The 15,636-nt window shown below is 32.9% G+C and carries 21 protein-coding genes and 1 riboswitch; of the genes, 13 read left to right on the top strand and 8 right to left on the bottom strand.

The features are described from left to right. The first annotated feature begins 11 nt into the window (after positions 1-11). On the top strand, positions 12-377 hold the full coding sequence (locus LQ694_RS02525; protein WP_196968550.1) for a hypothetical protein: 366 nt from the start codon (positions 12-14) through the stop codon (positions 375-377). 324 nt (positions 378-701) lie between these two features. On the opposite strand, the gene LQ694_RS02520 is transcribed toward LQ694_RS02525, so the two are convergent. Beyond that, positions 702-1,046 carry a nuclear transport factor 2 family protein gene (locus LQ694_RS02520; RefSeq protein WP_070368819.1) on the bottom strand — a complete coding sequence of 115 codons (345 nt, stop codon included), beginning with the start codon at positions 1,044-1,046 and terminating at the stop codon, positions 702-704. A gap of 142 nt (positions 1,047-1,188) precedes the next feature. Between LQ694_RS02520 and LQ694_RS02515 the strand changes: the two genes are divergently transcribed. Together LQ694_RS02515 and LQ694_RS02510 are read left to right on the top strand one after the other, a co-directional pair. Beyond that, a complete protein-coding gene (locus LQ694_RS02515; protein WP_058611227.1) occupies positions 1,189-1,371 on the top strand; it encodes a hypothetical protein in 183 nt (60 codons plus the stop codon). Between the two features lie 184 nt (positions 1,372-1,555). After that, the gene (locus tag LQ694_RS02510; protein WP_058611226.1) at positions 1,556-2,128 is read left to right on the top strand and encodes a helix-turn-helix domain-containing protein; all 573 of its coding nucleotides are present in this window, start codon (positions 1,556-1,558) and stop codon (positions 2,126-2,128) included. Positions 2,129-2,179: 51 nt separating this feature from the next. On the opposite strand, the gene LQ694_RS02505 is transcribed toward LQ694_RS02510, so the two are convergent. Further along, positions 2,180-2,656 carry an SRPBCC domain-containing protein gene (locus tag LQ694_RS02505; protein ID WP_058611225.1) on the bottom strand — a complete coding sequence of 159 codons (477 nt, stop codon included), beginning with the start codon at positions 2,654-2,656 and terminating at the stop codon, positions 2,180-2,182. A 170-nt stretch (positions 2,657-2,826) separates the two neighbouring features. On the opposite strand from LQ694_RS02505, the gene LQ694_RS02500 reads away from it, so the two are divergent. Genes LQ694_RS02500 through LQ694_RS02490 form a run of 3 tightly spaced genes read left to right on the top strand, consistent with a single transcriptional unit; the run spans position 2,827 to position 4,491 of the window. Further along, positions 2,827-3,150, top strand: a complete 324-nt coding sequence (locus LQ694_RS02500; RefSeq protein WP_196968549.1) for a PadR family transcriptional regulator — start codon at positions 2,827-2,829, stop codon at positions 3,148-3,150. Next, complete coding sequence (locus LQ694_RS02495; RefSeq protein WP_058611224.1) at positions 3,143-3,703, top strand: DUF1700 domain-containing protein; 561 nt, start codon at positions 3,143-3,145, stop codon at positions 3,701-3,703. The genes LQ694_RS02500 and LQ694_RS02495 overlap by 8 nt, the downstream gene beginning before the upstream one ends. Continuing rightward, positions 3,700-4,491: a DUF4097 family beta strand repeat-containing protein gene (locus LQ694_RS02490; RefSeq protein ID WP_196968548.1), complete on the top strand. Its 792-nt coding sequence runs from the start codon at positions 3,700-3,702 to the stop codon at positions 4,489-4,491. Before LQ694_RS02495 ends, LQ694_RS02490 begins: the two co-directional genes overlap by 4 nt. Before the next feature lie 51 nt (positions 4,492-4,542). Here the strand turns inward: LQ694_RS02490 and LQ694_RS02485 are convergent, their stop codons facing one another. Next, entirely contained in the window at positions 4,543-4,887 is a 345-nt protein-coding gene (locus LQ694_RS02485; RefSeq protein ID WP_224658833.1) for a helix-turn-helix domain-containing protein, read from the bottom strand. 129 nt (positions 4,888-5,016) lie between these two features. Beyond that, positions 5,017-5,116: riboswitch (guanidine-I (ykkC/yxkD leader) on the top strand. 48 nt (positions 5,117-5,164) lie between these two features. Here LQ694_RS02485 and LQ694_RS02480 point away from each other — a divergent pair. Then, the gene (locus LQ694_RS02480) at positions 5,165-5,488 is read left to right on the top strand and encodes a DMT family transporter (RefSeq protein ID WP_025906137.1); all 324 of its coding nucleotides are present in this window, start codon (positions 5,165-5,167) and stop codon (positions 5,486-5,488) included. 1 nt (position 5,489) lies between these two features. Then, positions 5,490-5,804: a DMT family transporter gene (locus tag LQ694_RS02475; RefSeq protein WP_058611221.1), complete on the top strand. Its 315-nt coding sequence runs from the start codon at positions 5,490-5,492 to the stop codon at positions 5,802-5,804. Between the two features lie 12 nt (positions 5,805-5,816). Here LQ694_RS02475 and LQ694_RS02470 read toward each other — a convergent pair whose 3' ends face one another. Beyond that, positions 5,817-6,269, bottom strand: coding sequence for a GNAT family N-acetyltransferase (locus LQ694_RS02470; protein WP_058590767.1), 453 nt, complete (start codon positions 6,267-6,269; stop codon positions 5,817-5,819). Positions 6,270-6,354: 85 nt separating this feature from the next. Here LQ694_RS02470 and LQ694_RS02465 point away from each other — a divergent pair, with 85 nt between their 5' ends. From LQ694_RS02465 to LQ694_RS02455, 3 genes are all read left to right on the top strand, one after another. Then, the gene (locus LQ694_RS02465; RefSeq protein WP_196968547.1) at positions 6,355-7,251 is read left to right on the top strand and encodes a TIGR01777 family oxidoreductase; all 897 of its coding nucleotides are present in this window, start codon (positions 6,355-6,357) and stop codon (positions 7,249-7,251) included. Between the two features lie 136 nt (positions 7,252-7,387). After that, a complete protein-coding gene (gene rocD, locus LQ694_RS02460) occupies positions 7,388-8,593 on the top strand; it encodes an ornithine--oxo-acid transaminase (RefSeq protein ID WP_058611219.1) in 1,206 nt (401 codons plus the stop codon). A 116-nt stretch (positions 8,594-8,709) separates the two neighbouring features. Further along, positions 8,710-9,780 (top strand): NAD/NADP octopine/nopaline dehydrogenase family protein, encoded by a 1,071-nt coding sequence (locus tag LQ694_RS02455; RefSeq protein WP_218696981.1) that lies wholly within the window; start codon positions 8,710-8,712, stop codon positions 9,778-9,780. A 43-nt stretch (positions 9,781-9,823) separates the two neighbouring features. Here LQ694_RS02455 and LQ694_RS02450 read toward each other — a convergent pair whose 3' ends face one another. Further along, the gene (locus LQ694_RS02450) at positions 9,824-10,984 is read right to left on the bottom strand and encodes an MFS transporter (RefSeq protein ID WP_239771809.1); all 1,161 of its coding nucleotides are present in this window, start codon (positions 10,982-10,984) and stop codon (positions 9,824-9,826) included. 128 nt (positions 10,985-11,112) lie between these two features. On the opposite strand from LQ694_RS02450, the gene LQ694_RS02445 reads away from it, so the two are divergent. Together LQ694_RS02445 and LQ694_RS02440 are read left to right on the top strand one after the other, a co-directional pair. After that, positions 11,113-11,871: a nucleotidyltransferase domain-containing protein gene (locus LQ694_RS02445; RefSeq protein ID WP_231493013.1), complete on the top strand. Its 759-nt coding sequence runs from the start codon at positions 11,113-11,115 to the stop codon at positions 11,869-11,871. Between the two features lie 122 nt (positions 11,872-11,993). After that, on the top strand, positions 11,994-12,923 hold the full coding sequence (locus LQ694_RS02440) for a VOC family protein (protein ID WP_058611215.1): 930 nt from the start codon (positions 11,994-11,996) through the stop codon (positions 12,921-12,923). 143 nt (positions 12,924-13,066) lie between these two features. On the opposite strand, the gene LQ694_RS02435 is transcribed toward LQ694_RS02440, so the two are convergent. The 3 genes from LQ694_RS02435 to LQ694_RS02425 all read right to left on the bottom strand — a co-directional run bounded on the left by LQ694_RS02435 (position 13,067) and on the right by LQ694_RS02425 (position 15,621). Further along, the gene (locus LQ694_RS02435; RefSeq protein ID WP_048540293.1) at positions 13,067-13,825 is read right to left on the bottom strand and encodes a YibE/F family protein; all 759 of its coding nucleotides are present in this window, start codon (positions 13,823-13,825) and stop codon (positions 13,067-13,069) included. Then, on the bottom strand, positions 13,825-14,940 hold the full coding sequence (locus LQ694_RS02430) for a YibE/F family protein (RefSeq protein ID WP_231493014.1): 1,116 nt from the start codon (positions 14,938-14,940) through the stop codon (positions 13,825-13,827). Before LQ694_RS02430 ends, LQ694_RS02435 begins: the two co-directional genes overlap by 1 nt. 69 nt (positions 14,941-15,009) lie before the next feature. Further along, complete coding sequence (locus tag LQ694_RS02425) at positions 15,010-15,621, bottom strand: DNA-3-methyladenine glycosylase (protein ID WP_218696978.1); 612 nt, start codon at positions 15,619-15,621, stop codon at positions 15,010-15,012. Positions 15,622-15,636: the final 15 nt, after the last annotated feature.

Raw genomic sequence — 15,636 nt, 5'->3', positions numbered from 1 at the left:
GGTTGATATTTATGAATACGATTATTAAAAATATTAAGCAAAGACCTAAGCAATTTATATTATGTGTAGGGATTCCATGTTTATGGCCATTACTACTTTTATGGGATAATATAAAAATAGAGTCATTTATAGTAATAATAGGAATCGGAATGTCAATCATGGTATTTGTCAATTTCAATATGAATGCGTCCCATGAAGTGTTAGGTGAAGAATTGAACCAAATCATAAAAAAGCATGGCGTTTCAAAAGAACATTTGTTTGAAATAACAGGATTAACAAAGTATGAAGTAACAGAAAAAGACCATCAATTTGAGTTTCATGTTTCACCAGGAAGAAAGAAAAAGTATTTAAATATGTTGAAAGAATATTATGAATGAATAATAAAACCAGCAAAAATTACAAGCGACATGTGAAAATTTGCTGGTTTCTTTTTTGTGGAATAAATCAGTTATGCGTTAAGTGAAATAAGGGTAAAACGCACGAAGACTGGAAGATATCGTGCGCTAAGGTACAAAATCAGGGTGTAACGCACGAAGAGTCGGAGATATCGTGCGCTAAGGTACAAAAACAGTGTGTAACGCACGAAGACTGAGAGATATCGTGCGCTAGGGTATAAAAACAGTGTGTAACGCACGAAGACTGAGAGATATCGTGCGCTAGGGTGCAAAATCAGGGCGTAACGCACGAAGACTATATAATACTTACTTATTCTCTATACAATATGACTGTATTTTTATAATTTTATCTTTTTCAAATGTGTATATGTCGCATGCATCTATCTTGTTTATTTGGATGCTATCTTTATAAAAATAACCTGTACCTATAACGACAATTTGGTGGTCACTCTTAATTGTATCGTGAATTTCAAATTGCGTTGTTACTGTTTCAAAATAATGTGAGACTTGTGTGCAATAATTTGCAACTTCTTCATAACCTTTCAATGTTGTATCGCCAACAATATGCCATTCGATATCTTGATCTAAATAAGCATTACATTTATCAAAATGTCCTGTAGAAAAACTTTCTGCAACTGATGAATTAGACAATGAAGTTCACCTCATTTTAGCTAAATTATAACAACGCACGTGTAAAATAACAATTTGTAGGCGGAATATTGTCGAAATTGTTACAATATTTTATAATAATGACAAATATTAACATTATTGTTATGTGAAAGGGGCGATCAACATGCACTTTATCATCTCATTAATTGCTGGATTAATCATTGGTATATACATGAATAAGAAGAAAGTTCCTGTTAATGCTAAGAGCTTATTGTTTACTATGGCTTTTGTAATAATGTTGCTAGCATTATCAGATTTCTGTGCAGGAATATTAGAAGGTATTCAAGACTCAAGGAATAGTAGATAACATATGATGTTAAAGAAGCTTATACAGACGTTTAAGTGTAAGCTTCTTTTTATAAATCCTTTCATATCAACGATGCAAAATATCTTTGGCAAAATATTTTTCTGGATTTTTAATGCAATGACAACGATGTTTGATACACTGTTTTTGAATCTTTTATTAAGGTGATGACAAGGAGGACATCGATATGAATTTAAGTAAGCAAATTATTCATTTAAGAAAAGAGTATAACTTATCTCAAGAAGATTTAGCTGAAAAAGTCTTTGTGAGTAGGCAGTCTATTTCTAATTGGGAAAGGGGTAAGAGTTACCCCGATATTGAATCTTTATTGCTCCTCAGTAATATATTTGATGTCTCCTTAGATCATTTAGTAAAAGGAGATGTAAACATGATGAAAAGAGAAATGGATAGAAAAGTATTTGATAAGTGGACTTGGTTAATGATGACCTTTATGGGACTTGCTGCTATTTTACTTATACCGAGTATGATGTTAATGGGTATGTATGGATTGTTTGTGCCTTTTGTTCTTTGGTTAATCGGTACGTTCTTTGCTTATAAAGTAGATAAATTTAAAGAAGTCCATAATATTAAAGCATATAGTCAAATTATGGACTATATGAATGGTAAAGATGTAAAAACAATTCGTGAAAGAACAAAGAAAGATAAATTTAAAGATAGAGTCGTTGCTATTGTAACGCCAATTATATTCGCACTTATCGCATTTATAGTTGCTTATTATGGCATGAAATTAATAGATTGATCAAAAAAAGCCAAATCACATGTTTGCTCATGTGGTTTGGCTCTTTTTAACCTAATTTAAGTTTAAAGTTTGTCCTATTTCGTCGGTCTTTGATTTAAAATCAAATGCATCTTTTGATAATGGTTGTCCTGTTTCGGCTAATTTCTTTACACTTTGTATTTGAAAATACCAACCTGTAAAATCATTCGCAATGGTTTCAAAAGTGAAAGGTAATGATTCTTTAAATGTTAACGTCACAGTGTCCCCATTTTCTTCTAATGAAAAATCTACATGACCTTGGTCCCAGTCATATCCAATATGATCATTTGGATGATAGTCTGTAATCTTCGCATATTCATATTCATTATTACCAAGGTCGAAGATTAATTGACTACCTGCTCGTTCTTCTTCAAAAGATAATTCAGGAAACCATTGTTTAATGCCTTCAGTCGTTCCTAAAAGTTTGAATACATGTGACTTATGAGAATGTATGGATACATCAATCGTTTGATGAGCGTGCGTTTCGTCAGTTCTGTAATTTACGTTCATTCTAATCCCCCTTATTGTTTGTCGTACTTAATATACCAATAATTTAGCAAAATATAAAAAATTTATAGCAAAGCATAATTTAGTACCTTGCAATGTATAATAGTGTGTGTTATATTTTCATCAAGAGCTATTATACATTGTATAGTACTGGGGTAAGTGGAGGAAAAAATATGAACATACAATTTAAAAAGGGCGCACTTGAATTTATTGTATTGCTTATTATTAAAGGCGAAGATCAATACGGTTATTCATTAATTCAAAAAATTACACCTAGAATCACGATCTCTGAAGGTACGGTTTATCCTTTGTTAAGACGTCTCGTAAAAGAAGCATATTTAACAACATATTATGAGCTATCTACTGAAGGACCAGCTAGAAAGTATTATAAGATTACTGATTCAGGTAATGAGCGATTAGAGCAACTATTAAAAGAGTGGCAAAGTTTCACAGATGCGGTGAATTTGTTTTTAGAGGAGAGTGAAAGTAATGAGTAAGAAAGAATACTTAAATTTGTTAAATAAGTATTTAAAGAATATATCTGAAGAAGATAAGCAAGATATTCTAGCTGAATATGAAACGCATTTTATAAGTGGTGTTGAAGACGGACAAACAGAAGAGAATATTGCTAAAGAACTTGGTCATCCGAGAGATATTACCAAGGAAATAAATGCAACTTTAGCAATAGATAGAGCAGAATCTCATCATAAAGTAGGTAACGTGTGGCAAGCGATTATATCTGTAATGGGACTAGGTTTATTGAATTTCTTTGTTATTTTAATTCCTTTTGTCGTTATTATTTCGGTGCTATTTAGTTTTATGGCGACAACTCTATCTCTAATCGTTACGCCAGCGATGTTGATTGTAAAGGGTGTCTATAATGGCTTTGATGCAGTTCACCAAATAGATGTATATATTGTGTTAGCCAGCTTTGGTTTAGGGCTCGTGCTGTTTGTGGTTACTTACTTATTAACTAAATGGTCATATCAATTAACGGTTAAATATTTACGTTGGAATATTTCTATCGTGAAAGGAAGTGCTAAATCATGAAGAAATTATTATGGATTTTATTTAGTCTAGGACTTGTTATATTTATCGTATTTGGTACACTGACATTTGCTGTCGGGAAAAAAGAAGCAGATAATATGAAACGAGAAATGATCTTAAATAAGACTTATCAAGAAAAAATTAAACATATAAATGTTAACGCATCAGATGCCGCTGTAACCATCAAAAAAGGCGATCAATTTAAAGTGACATCTGTAGGGAATAAAGATGAATTTGATATAACTTCTAAAGTAGAAGACGAAACATTAAACGTCAATTTAAAAGAACAAAATTTGATGATTAATTTTAATTTCTTTAAGAATGCATATAATGAAATTGAAATAACTGTACCTAAAAATCTTGAACAACTGGATATAAAGACAGACACAGGTAAAATTAATATGCACGATATTAAATCTGATAACACATCTTTAGTTGTAGATACGGGCATGATAAATGTTAATGGTTCAGATTTAGGGAATTTTGAAGCATATTCAGATACAGGAAAAATTTTAACTAATAAGACGAACTTCAAGAATGGAAAAATTCAAAGTGATACAGGAACAGTTAGATTAAATGATGCACCAACCGATACACCATTAGACATTGAAACAGATACAGGTTCTGTGAGATTGGTTTATAATAAAACGTTGAAAAATACGTTACTAGATATCGAACAAGATGTAGGTAATACACAGATTAACCGCGCTGAATTAAAGAATAAAAAAGTAGGTTCTGGAGATAACTTAGTTAAAATTAGAAGTGATGTCGGTTCTGTTCAAATAGATTAATAATAAAACGCTAACGAGATTGACTCGTTAGCGTTTTGTTTAATTTAAACTTTATGATTTTTGAGATATTTCTTGTATATATGCTAATGCTTGTCTTTTTTTCTCTTTGTTTAAACCACGCAATAATTGAATGGCATCATTAATAATTTGTGAATCTTCTTCATCTTCGTATGCTTCTGGTACGTTTACCCAACCCATAATATAAGCGGGTGTTGTAGATAGTGCGATTGATAATTTTTCAACTACTGATGGTGTTAATTTAGATGTTTGGCCAGTCTCATATCTGGAAATGGTCGACTGATTAACGTTAATCAGTTTAGCTAATTTATACGTGCTAAATCCGAGTTCTTCTCTTCTTTGTTTAATTCGATATCCTGTTTGATTCAATGCTTTCACCTCAATCACTTCAAATGATGATCTATTAATTCTATTATATCTGATTTAAGTTGTGATTTGTAATTTTCAGATACGAATGATACTTTATTGACCAATAAAAATTCATTTGCTATAATTCGAACTAATCGAATAAAAGCTTTCTAGGGTTCCGTAACTGAGTGGTTAGTCTGGACCGAGAGAAAGCCGCAAGTTGAGACTTGTGACACGGAGGGATAAAAGCCTGGGAGACTTATTAAATAAGTTTCCCGGGCTTTTTAATTTAAGGAGGAAAATTTAAATGAACTGGATAAAAATTATCATTGGCGCAATATTTGAAGTTGGTTGGGTAGTCGGTTTAACACATGCAAATAATACATTTGAATGGATTCTGACAGTTATCGCGATTGTCGTAAGTTTCTATTTATTAATTAATGCATCTAAATATCTGCCAGTAGGTACTTCGTATGCTGTATATGTTGGGTTAGGTGCGACGGGTGTAACCATTGTGGATTTCGCATTATTTGGTGAACCTGTTGTTATCGGAAAAGTTATTTTAATCGTGACGTTAATTATAGGTGTCATTGGCTTGAAACTTGTAACACGTGAAGAGGAGGGTGCATAACATGGCATGGATTGTATTGATTTTCGCAGGTTTATTTGAAATGTTAGGCGTATTATTTATGAACATTTATGCAAAACGAAATAATATCCCATCGTTATTAGGACTAGGGTTATTCTTTGTATTAAGCTTTATTTGTTTATCCATCGCAATGAATACAATACCTATGAGCACGAGCTATGCAATATGGACTGGTATCGGTGCTGTCGGCGGTGCGTTATTAGGTATTATATTCTACGGGGAGTCTAAAGAATTTAAACGTATATTATTTATCGGCATTATTCTAGCAAGCACGATAGGTTTGAAGTTAATCAGTTAACTAATTAATAACTTATAAATCATAATTGATTTCCATCCATTCATTGACTTCTTTGAAACCAAGCTTTTTGTATACTGGTTTACCTAAAGTAGAAGCGGCGAGGAAGATTTTTTTGATATTTCTTGATTCAACATCTTGAATGAGTTCAGTAATGATTTTTTGGGCGATGCCTTGTCCTCTAAAATCTGGGTGTGTATAAATATTAGTAACGTATGCTCTTTCACCTGAAGGGTTTGTGAATGATGGTGGAAATGGGTAATAGATAATCGCGCCACTTGCGATAATTTTATCATCAACAATGGCTAATAATTGATAAAGCGATTTGTTCGTTAACATGTCCGTGAAAAATTGTTCTAGTTCAACATCTATATTAGGTGTTGGGTTAGAACCTTCATCAATTAATTGCGCTTTGCGTAATTCGACTAATTTACTTAAATCTGAAATGGTTGCTTGTCTAATAAACATATTTAACCTCCTTAATATCTATATAAATGGGTATATATTATTATAGATGATTTTATACAACAACTTAAATTAAAGTGGGGATAAAATGAAAAAAATATTAATGACAGGTGGAACAGGTCTAGTTGGATCAGCTTTAGTTGCACATTACTTAAATACAGATAGTGAAATTTATATATTAACAAGAAGTGATAGAACGTCAGATGAACCGTTTGTGCATTATATTAATTGGTCTGAAGATGGTTGGGAAGAGTATTTACCTCAAATTGATATCGTGATAAACCTGGCTGGTGCTAGTCTCAACAACCGTTGGACGCCAGAGCATAAAGAAGCCATTATGAAGAGTCGTATTGAATCGACTAAACGGTTATATAATTATTTTGAAAAGCAAAATTATGTGCCAAAAGTATTGTTTAATGCAAGCGCAGTTGGATACTATCCGCCGTCTAAAGTGGTATCTTACGATGAGTATGATCAGTTTCTATCACATGACTTTCTATCGACGGTTGTAGAAAGATGGGAGCAAACAGCATGGCTATTTGATAAATTAGGAACGAGAGTCGTTATAGGTCGATTTGGTGTTATATTATCCAGTGAGGGTGGTGCGCTACCTACAATGGTTAAACCGTATCAATTCTTTGTTGGTGGTCCACTTGGTTCAGGTAAGCAATGGATGAGTTGGATTCATATTGATGATTTAGTAAAAGGTATCACTACGCTCATTCAAAATGAACAATTTAAAGGTGTTTATAACTTATGTAGTCCTCATCCAGTCCAACAAAATGAGCTCGGCGAATCAATTGGAAAAGCGATTCATAGACCACATTTATTACCAGTACCAAAATTTGCATTGCGCTTGTTATTAGGAGAGCAGTCTACCGTTATTCTAGATGTTCAAAAAGTATTCCCTAAAAAGTTACAAGAACAGAATTTTGAATTTGAGTATCCATATATAGATGATGCCATTAGTCATTTGTTAAAATAAATATTAATTATAGAAGTGGTTGGGACATAATGTAGTGTCTCAGTCACTTTTTTCTTTTGACTTATATACAAAACAAATGTATGATAATGAATATTAATACGAATTATAGTATATTTATTATAAAGGTGGGTACTCAATGAATCAGTTTATCGCATTAACAGAAAAGTATAGCCCGAATAATTATAGTCCATTAGATATTGTTTTGACTGAAGGTAAAGGTGCACATGTTAAAGATTCAGATGGCAATACATATATTGATTGTGTTTCTGGATTTTCAGTTCTAAACCAAGGGCATGGTCATCCTAAAATTATTCAAGCATTTTTAGATCAAAGTCAAAAGATTACAATGACTTCTAGAGCTTTGTATAGTGATAATTTAGGCACTTGGGAAGAGAAGATTTGTAAGTTAGCCAATAAAAATAAAGTTTTACCTATGAATACTGGAACAGAAGCGGTAGAGACTGCCATCAAAGTAGCAACGAAATGGGGTCAAGATATCAAAAGTATCAATGCACTTGATGCTGAAATTATTGCGATGGAAGGTAATTTTCATGGTCGAACAATTGGTTCGCTGTCCTTATCATCAAACGATAGTTATAAAGAAGGCTTTGGTGTACTAGCGGGTAATATTAAATACAGTGAATTTGGTAATGCTGAAGAAATTGCTTCTCTTATCACACCAAATACAACAGCGATCATCTTAGAACCTATTCAAGGAGAAGGTGGCGTTCATATCCCACCTAAAAATTTCATTAAAAATGTTAAAGCTTTGTGTGAGCAACATCAGATTCTCTTGATTGCAGATGAAATTCAAGTAGGATTAGGTAGAACAGGTAAGATGTTTGCGATGGAATGGGAAGGCGTTGAACCTGATATTTATTTATTAGGAAAAGCTTTAGGTGGCGGTCTTTATCCTATTTCTGCGGTCGTAGCGAACGATGATGTCATGCAAGTATTAACGCCAGGTACACATGGTTCAACATTTGGCGGAAATCCATTAGCATGTGCTGTTTCAATTGCAGCTTTGGATGTACTTATAGATGAGTCGCTTCCTGAACGTTCGCAACAACTTGGTGAAAAATTATTAAATGGTTTGAAAAAAATAGATAGTCCAATTATAAAAGAAGTGAGAGGACGTGGGTTGTTTATCGGTATTGAACTTAATGAGCAAGCACAATCAATCGTATCAAGTATTAATGAACAAGGTGTCTTATGTAAAGAAACACAAGGCAATATTATACGTTTAGCTCCACCACTCGTTATTGAAGAACAAGACATTGATACTATTGTTAATGTCATTACACAAACAATAGAAGAAAAGTCAAAACAATATCAATCATAGATTTTTTATAAAAAGTGAGTAAGGCATAAATCAATGTCTTACTCACTTTTCTTTTATGTTAAAATTTCCTGGGTATATATTTATATATACTAATTTTTATTGAAGGGAAGGATAATATGAAAATAGCAATAGTAGGTTCAGGTAATGGTGCCGTAACCGCTGCTCTAGACATGATATCTAAAGGACATGAAGTAAAATTATATTGTCGTAATCAATCTATTCATAAATTTGATAAAGCTTTTGAACGAGGTGGCTTTGATTTTATAAATGAAGGTGAAAAGACATTTGTTAAGTTTACTGACATAAGTGATGATATGTCGTATGTATTAAAAGATGCAGAAGTGATACAAATGATTATCCCTTCATCATTCATCGAACATTATGCGAAAACGATGGCGCCTCTTATTAACAATGATCAACTGATCTTATTCAATATCGCAGCAGCTATGGGATCTATTAGGTTTATCAATGTGTTAGAGAAAAAACATATTGAAACAATGCCAAAGTTTGCTGAATTGAATACATTAACGTACGGGACACGTGTAGATTATGATAAAGCAGAAGTGAATTTATCTCTTAACGTTCAGAAAGTACATTTCTCAACATATGATAAAAGCTATTTAACAGAAAGCTTTAAAACGATTAAAGAACTATATCCGTATATCGTCAAAGAAGAAAGTCTTTGGAAGACAAACTTAGAAAACGGGAATCCAGAAGTGCATCCAGGTCCAACATTATTAAACGTAGGCAGAATAGACTATGCAGATGAATTTGCCTTATATAAAGAAGGTATTACACCTCATACTTTGAAGTTATTGCATGCTGTTGAATTAGAAAGATTGTCACTAGGTAGAAAATTAGGTTTCGAACTTAATACAGCAAAAGGCGCTCGAATAGAACGTGGTTATCTATCAAATGATGATGAAGATGAACCACTCAATAAATTATTCAATACAAGCCCAGTCTTTTCACAAATCAACGGACCAAACGAAGTAGAAAATAGATACTTAACAGAAGATATCGCATATGGTTTAGTACTCTGGTCAAGCTTAGGAAAAGTAATCGGCGTACCAACACCAAACATAGATGCCATAATCGTAATCGCTTCAACAATATTAGAGCGAGATTTCTATACAGAAGGTTTAACAGTAGAATCATTAGGATTAGAGAAATTAGGATTGGAATAAAAAACGCTTAGCTCATTCGCGAGCTAAGCGTTTTTTCAATTTATTAAGCGATATTTTTAAATAATGATCTACTAATTATTGCGGCTATTATTGTTAATAAGAGTGTTAAGATGCCGATACCCATCCATGCGTATTGTACGAATACGTATCCGCCTAATATTGTTAATAAACTTGATCCTACATAATAACCTAATAAATATAAAGTTGAGGCGTGTGATTTGCTTGATTCGGTTAATGTGGCGATATAACTGCTTTGAATGGAATGCGCGCCAAAGAATCCGAATGTCATTGCGGCGAGTCCTAATATATCAATTGGTAAGTATGTTATAAATGTAAGGGTAATGCCGGCAATCATAATCGTTATGGCGAGTGCATATGCTTTGTTTATACCAAGTTTATAACTGAGTTTCCCAAAGTTAATGGAACTATATGTACCTATTAAGTATAAAATAAATATAAAGGCAATTGTAGACTCACTGAGTGAGAATGGTGGGTGTTCGAAACGTACCGTTATATAACTGTATATTGTGACAAAGGTACCCATTAATAAGAATGCTAGTGTCATCGTTTTTAAAACGGCTGGGTTCTTTAACAGCTTTCCGTATTTAATGAAATGTTGTTTCGGTGATACCCATTGAGGTGTTTGAACTGTTGAAGTTGGTAATAAAATAACCATTAATATTGCGAGTATTAAATTAAGGATGCTGAGCGATGCAATCGCAACTTGCCAATTCGCGATGTCTGTTAGAATACCAACAACTACACGGCCAGACATACCTCCAAAGGTCGTTCCTGCTACATATAAACCCATTACTTTACTGACTCTATCTTTATGTACTTCATCAGCTATATATGCCATTGCGATAGAAGGCACACCACTTAAAGCTAATCCCATCAGACCACGAATGACGAGAAATATATGGAAGTTCGTTACGAATACACTGATGATAGATAATACACTTACAAGTAATACAGAAATAGACATCATACGTTTCTTCTCAATATTATTGAGCATTGGCACTAAAATTAAACCAATACCAAGCATAAAAGTAGAAACGGATAAAGTTAAACTGATATCAGATAGCGACACGTTAAAATATTGACTAAGCCCATTAAATATCGGTTGCGTAACATAAAGGCTAGAAAAAATGATGAATCCTGCTAATAATAATGAAATAGATCTCTTTTTCTGTTCACTTGTCATATTGTATCTCTCCCTACAACTATAATCATAACGCTAAAAAAATCATTTTTCGAAAAATATGCATATATTATTCAATTGTAATTATGATATATTATAATAATCTGAATTTTAAAGTAAGGGGTGGGAATATGAGATATGAAATAGCTTTAGAGAAAATTGTACCTGCTTTGAAAAAAGTAAATGGAGTTTTATCAATATTTTTAAAAGGGTCTATTGCTAGAGGGGAAAATGATGCATATTCTGATTTAGATATTTATGTCATGTTAGAACGTGATGTAAAAGTTGAAGAAGTATATGACAGTATTGTAGATGCACTAGAGCAATATCAACCGCTGTTATATAAAGAAGTTGTCGAAATTATATGCCCTCAAATCGTTGGTGTATTTGAAGATATGTTACATATAGATTGTTATATTGTTCATGAACATGATTATCCTCAAACAGATGATATAAAAGTGATGTATGACCCTAATGATAAATTGAAGGAATATGATAAAAAAGACTTAAGTATAACTGAAGAGGTATTTATAGATTCAGCATTAGATAGTTGTTGGTTTATCTTTCAATATGATCATATAGTTGGAAGAGGACAATATTTATGGACGACTCAAATGATAGATAACGCACTTAATCATGCAATTAAAGTATTGTTATATAAATATTATCCTGAGAAAGCAGTTCTAGGTAAAAAAGCTGCACATCATTTGCCTGCTGATATTTATTCAAAGTTAAATCATATAAATAATTGTAATAATTCTATAAAGCATAGAGAAGCGGTTGCTCAATATATGAATCTTTATCAAGGCTATATTAAAGATATTGTTGAGGATTATTGGGTTGAGGGATTCGAAAAAATATACGACTATTTATATGGAAAATATGCATAACTAGACATCGGTCATAGTGACTTCGCTATGACTGATGTCTTTATAATTACATATGAGTATAATTTTTGTAATGATGATTCTGATGCGCGTATAATGTAATTAAATTAATGGGAGGTACGATTATGATAGAAATTTTAGGGCACCACCATATTTCGATGCTTACGAAAGATGCTAAGTTAAATAAAGAATTTTATGTAGAAAAATTAGGACTACGTTTATATTTAAAAACAGTGAATCAAGATGACCCTTCTATGTATCATTTGTTCTATGGTGATGAGGTCGGTTCGCCTGGTACTTCTTTAACATTTTTCGAACTTAAACCGATGGGACAAACTTATAAAGGTACGAACTCGATTTCAAGAATAGGATTGTTAGTACCAAGTGAAGAAAGCTTAAATTATTGGAAAGATCGTTTTGAAAAGCTTGATGTTGATCATGACGCTATTGGTATTTATAACGGTATGACGGCTTTACATTTTAGAGATCATGAAGGATTGGAAATGGTGTTATTACCTAATGGTGAACGTAAAGTGCCACAAAGTTGGCGTCATAACAGATACACAGATGTACCAGAAGAACATCAAATTATGGGTATGGGTCCTGTAGAATTTAAAATTGATGATGTTTCAGAAATGAAAAATTTCCTGGAAAATGATTTGCATTTTGAGTTAGTAGATTCTGAAAGTGAGCTTTTATATACGATTGATTTTGAAGGATTGTATAGCGATATTATATTGAAAGAAGTAGAAGGTGAAAGAGAAAGGCCTGGTAAAGGAAGTATTCACCATCTTGCATTATCCGTAGCAGACGAAGATGAGTTAAATAAAGTGAAAGAATTATTAGATGAAAAAGGCGTTGTACATTCTGGAATAGTGGATAGAGATTTCTTTAAAAGCTTATATTATAGACATTCACATATATTGATTGAATTTGCGACAGAAGGACCAGGTATGCCGTATGATGATGTATCACAACTAGGACAACAGCTAGACTTACCAGGATTTTTAGAATCAAGAAGAGCAGAAATTGAAAGTAATTTAGAACCTATTTAATAGAAAAATGTCGGGTTCTAACGCTCAAGACTGCAAAACAAGATAGTTAGAAATTCTAACGTCCAAGAAATACAAACAAGATCGCTAGTCGTTCATATATACAAACAAAAGCACCTTTTGACCAAGTCAAAAGGTGCTTTTATCTATATTTTATGTTGCTGTTTCTTTATTAATCTCACTGTGATAAATGAAGTGATTGGGATGGCGATACTTACAGCGATGCCACCTAATAATATGGTTATGATTTCTGCTGCAAATATTTTGGCATTGATTATTTCGCCAAAGGTGTAATTTAATTTACCAAACCAGAAAAATAACGTGATTTGTCCGCCTATATAGGCGAAGTAAATTGTGTTGGTTGTTGTTGATAGGATATCTCTTCCTATTGTTAAGCCAGACTTGAATAGTTGTTGCAATGATATTTTTGGATGTGCTTCATATAGTTCGTACATTGGAGAACTAATGGATATTGTTAAATCAATCACTGCCGCGATTACGGCTAATACGACTGTAAATACCATGAGTTCAGCATAGTTAATACCTACATTCATTGAAAATATATACGTTTCATCTTGTTCTTCTTCAGTAAATCCTTGCAACATTGAAATATCTACAATGAAATAAATTAATCCTATTAAGATGAGCGTAGATATAATAGTCGCGAAAAAGGCAGCAACTGTCTTAGTATTATATGCATTAATATAGAACAAGTTAATACACGTAATAATTAAACAGAAGATGATTAATACGATGAATATAGGCGCTTTATAAATGATAAGCAATAACGCAATAAACAACGTCAGCAAGTTTAAAAATAACGTTACAAACGATCTAAATCCTTTCTTTCCACCAACGATGATCATAAGAATGAGTAATATACTGGCTAAAATAAATGTTGTCATTATTTAGCCTCCTCTCGTTGCATGAACATCATTGCAACAAATATTGTGATAGGTATCGTAATCACAATACCAATGCCACCCATGAGTGCTCTCGTAATTTCTAATGACCAATTCATGGATAAGGTATACGTGATTGTATTGCTATTTTTAAAGTAAAGAATAATCATCGGAATGCTACCAGATAAATAAGCGAAGAATAAGATATTCGTCATTGTGCCCATAATATCTTTACCAATGTTTGTGCCAGATTGACGCAATTGTTTCAATGAAATTTCGGGATGTTGTGCTTTAATCTCATATAAGGAACTTGTTAACGTAATGGCAACATCCATAACTGCACCGAGCGAGCCTATCAGGACAGACGCAAGAAATATTTGTGTCGGTTGAATCGTTAAGAAACTCATCGTTTCATATTTAACGCCGTCACCATTCGTAAACATCATGACAAGTTGAGCGATACCGATACTTAAAAATGTACCTAATAAAGTTGAAATAATCGCAACAAAAGTTCTCCGTTTAAAGCCACTAACAAGCAATAAGGATACGATTGTTGAGAATATAACTGTTGCTGTCATTAATATAAAGAAGTGATGATTATTATGTTTCATGAAATAATCAATCATTAATAGTAGAACTGTGACATTAATAATGAGTGAAATAATGGAATATAGTCCTGATTTTCTACCGACGATAAGTAAAGTTAATAAGAACAAACCAGTCATTAACGTGACAGCACCATCTCGTTTTAAACCTTTTATAATAGCAGTGTCTTCTGTACCTTTATAGGATAAGAGGACTTGGTCGTTTACATGGTATTTCTCAGAGTCCGTTAAAGAATCCGTGTATTTATGAGAAACTGTAATACGGTCTCCTTTATGCTGGCCATTCTGAATCTCTAAATGGATCTGTTCTTTATGTAACGTATCTTTATTTTTATTTTGGTCAACCGTTGTTTGTGAAGATTGGTGTGTAATATCCGTAATTTGACCAATCGGTGTTTTGTAATATTGAGCATTATGTTGGGTGAATATATAGGCTATTACAACGCATACAATAAATATGAGTATCGCAACATTAAATGGTTTCGTTAATTGTTGTTTGATTTTTGAATTCATGTTTTGCCACCATCATTTTTCTTTGATTTGAACATACTATAGTATACGTACATAAGTGGTGTACTTCAATTATTTCCATGTTTCAGCACAAGGTAGTGAATCGCGTTTTCTAGCTTTTGAGACATACGGATGTCCTGCTACTGTGAAACGTAAAGGTTTGTCTGTCCAAATGCCCTTATTTGGGACGCCGATTCTTGCTGAACGTTCAATTTGTTTAGGGTATCTTCTATTTGTTGTATCAATTTTTAAGCAATTAGCATTGAGTTTAGTGCCGTCTAATGTTTTAGATATTTGCATCGCTTGCGTGAATTTGCCAGGTCCATTAGTTAATTCTATATCTGTTTTGCCGTTACGATTCAATGCCATATGCTCAATGCCATGTTCAGGTTCTATCGCTCTAATTAATACACCTTGAGGTTCACCTTCAACTTGTGTAACAAAGTTAATCAGCAATTGTTTGTGCATAGAGTGTGCATAAATCGTTCCACCTTCACAATACAAAGATTTCACGCTTTTAGTATTTCTGCCATTGAATGAATGTGCGGCTTGATCGTGTTTACCAACATAAGCTTCCGTTTCAACGATATAACCTGTATATACGGTATCGTCTGTTTCGTGAATGATTTTGACGCCAAGTAAGTCGGCAGCAATTTCTTCAGTTGTTCTATTGATGAAATCCATTTTGAAAATATCCTC

The sequence above is a fragment of the Mammaliicoccus sp. P-M58 genome, from assembly GCF_022386165.1.
In the GTDB taxonomy this organism is placed as follows: Bacteria; Bacillota; Bacilli; order Staphylococcales; family Staphylococcaceae; genus Mammaliicoccus; species Mammaliicoccus sciuri.
The sequence above is the reverse complement of the archived record's forward strand: the minus strand, read 5'-3'. Positions and strand labels throughout refer to the sequence as shown.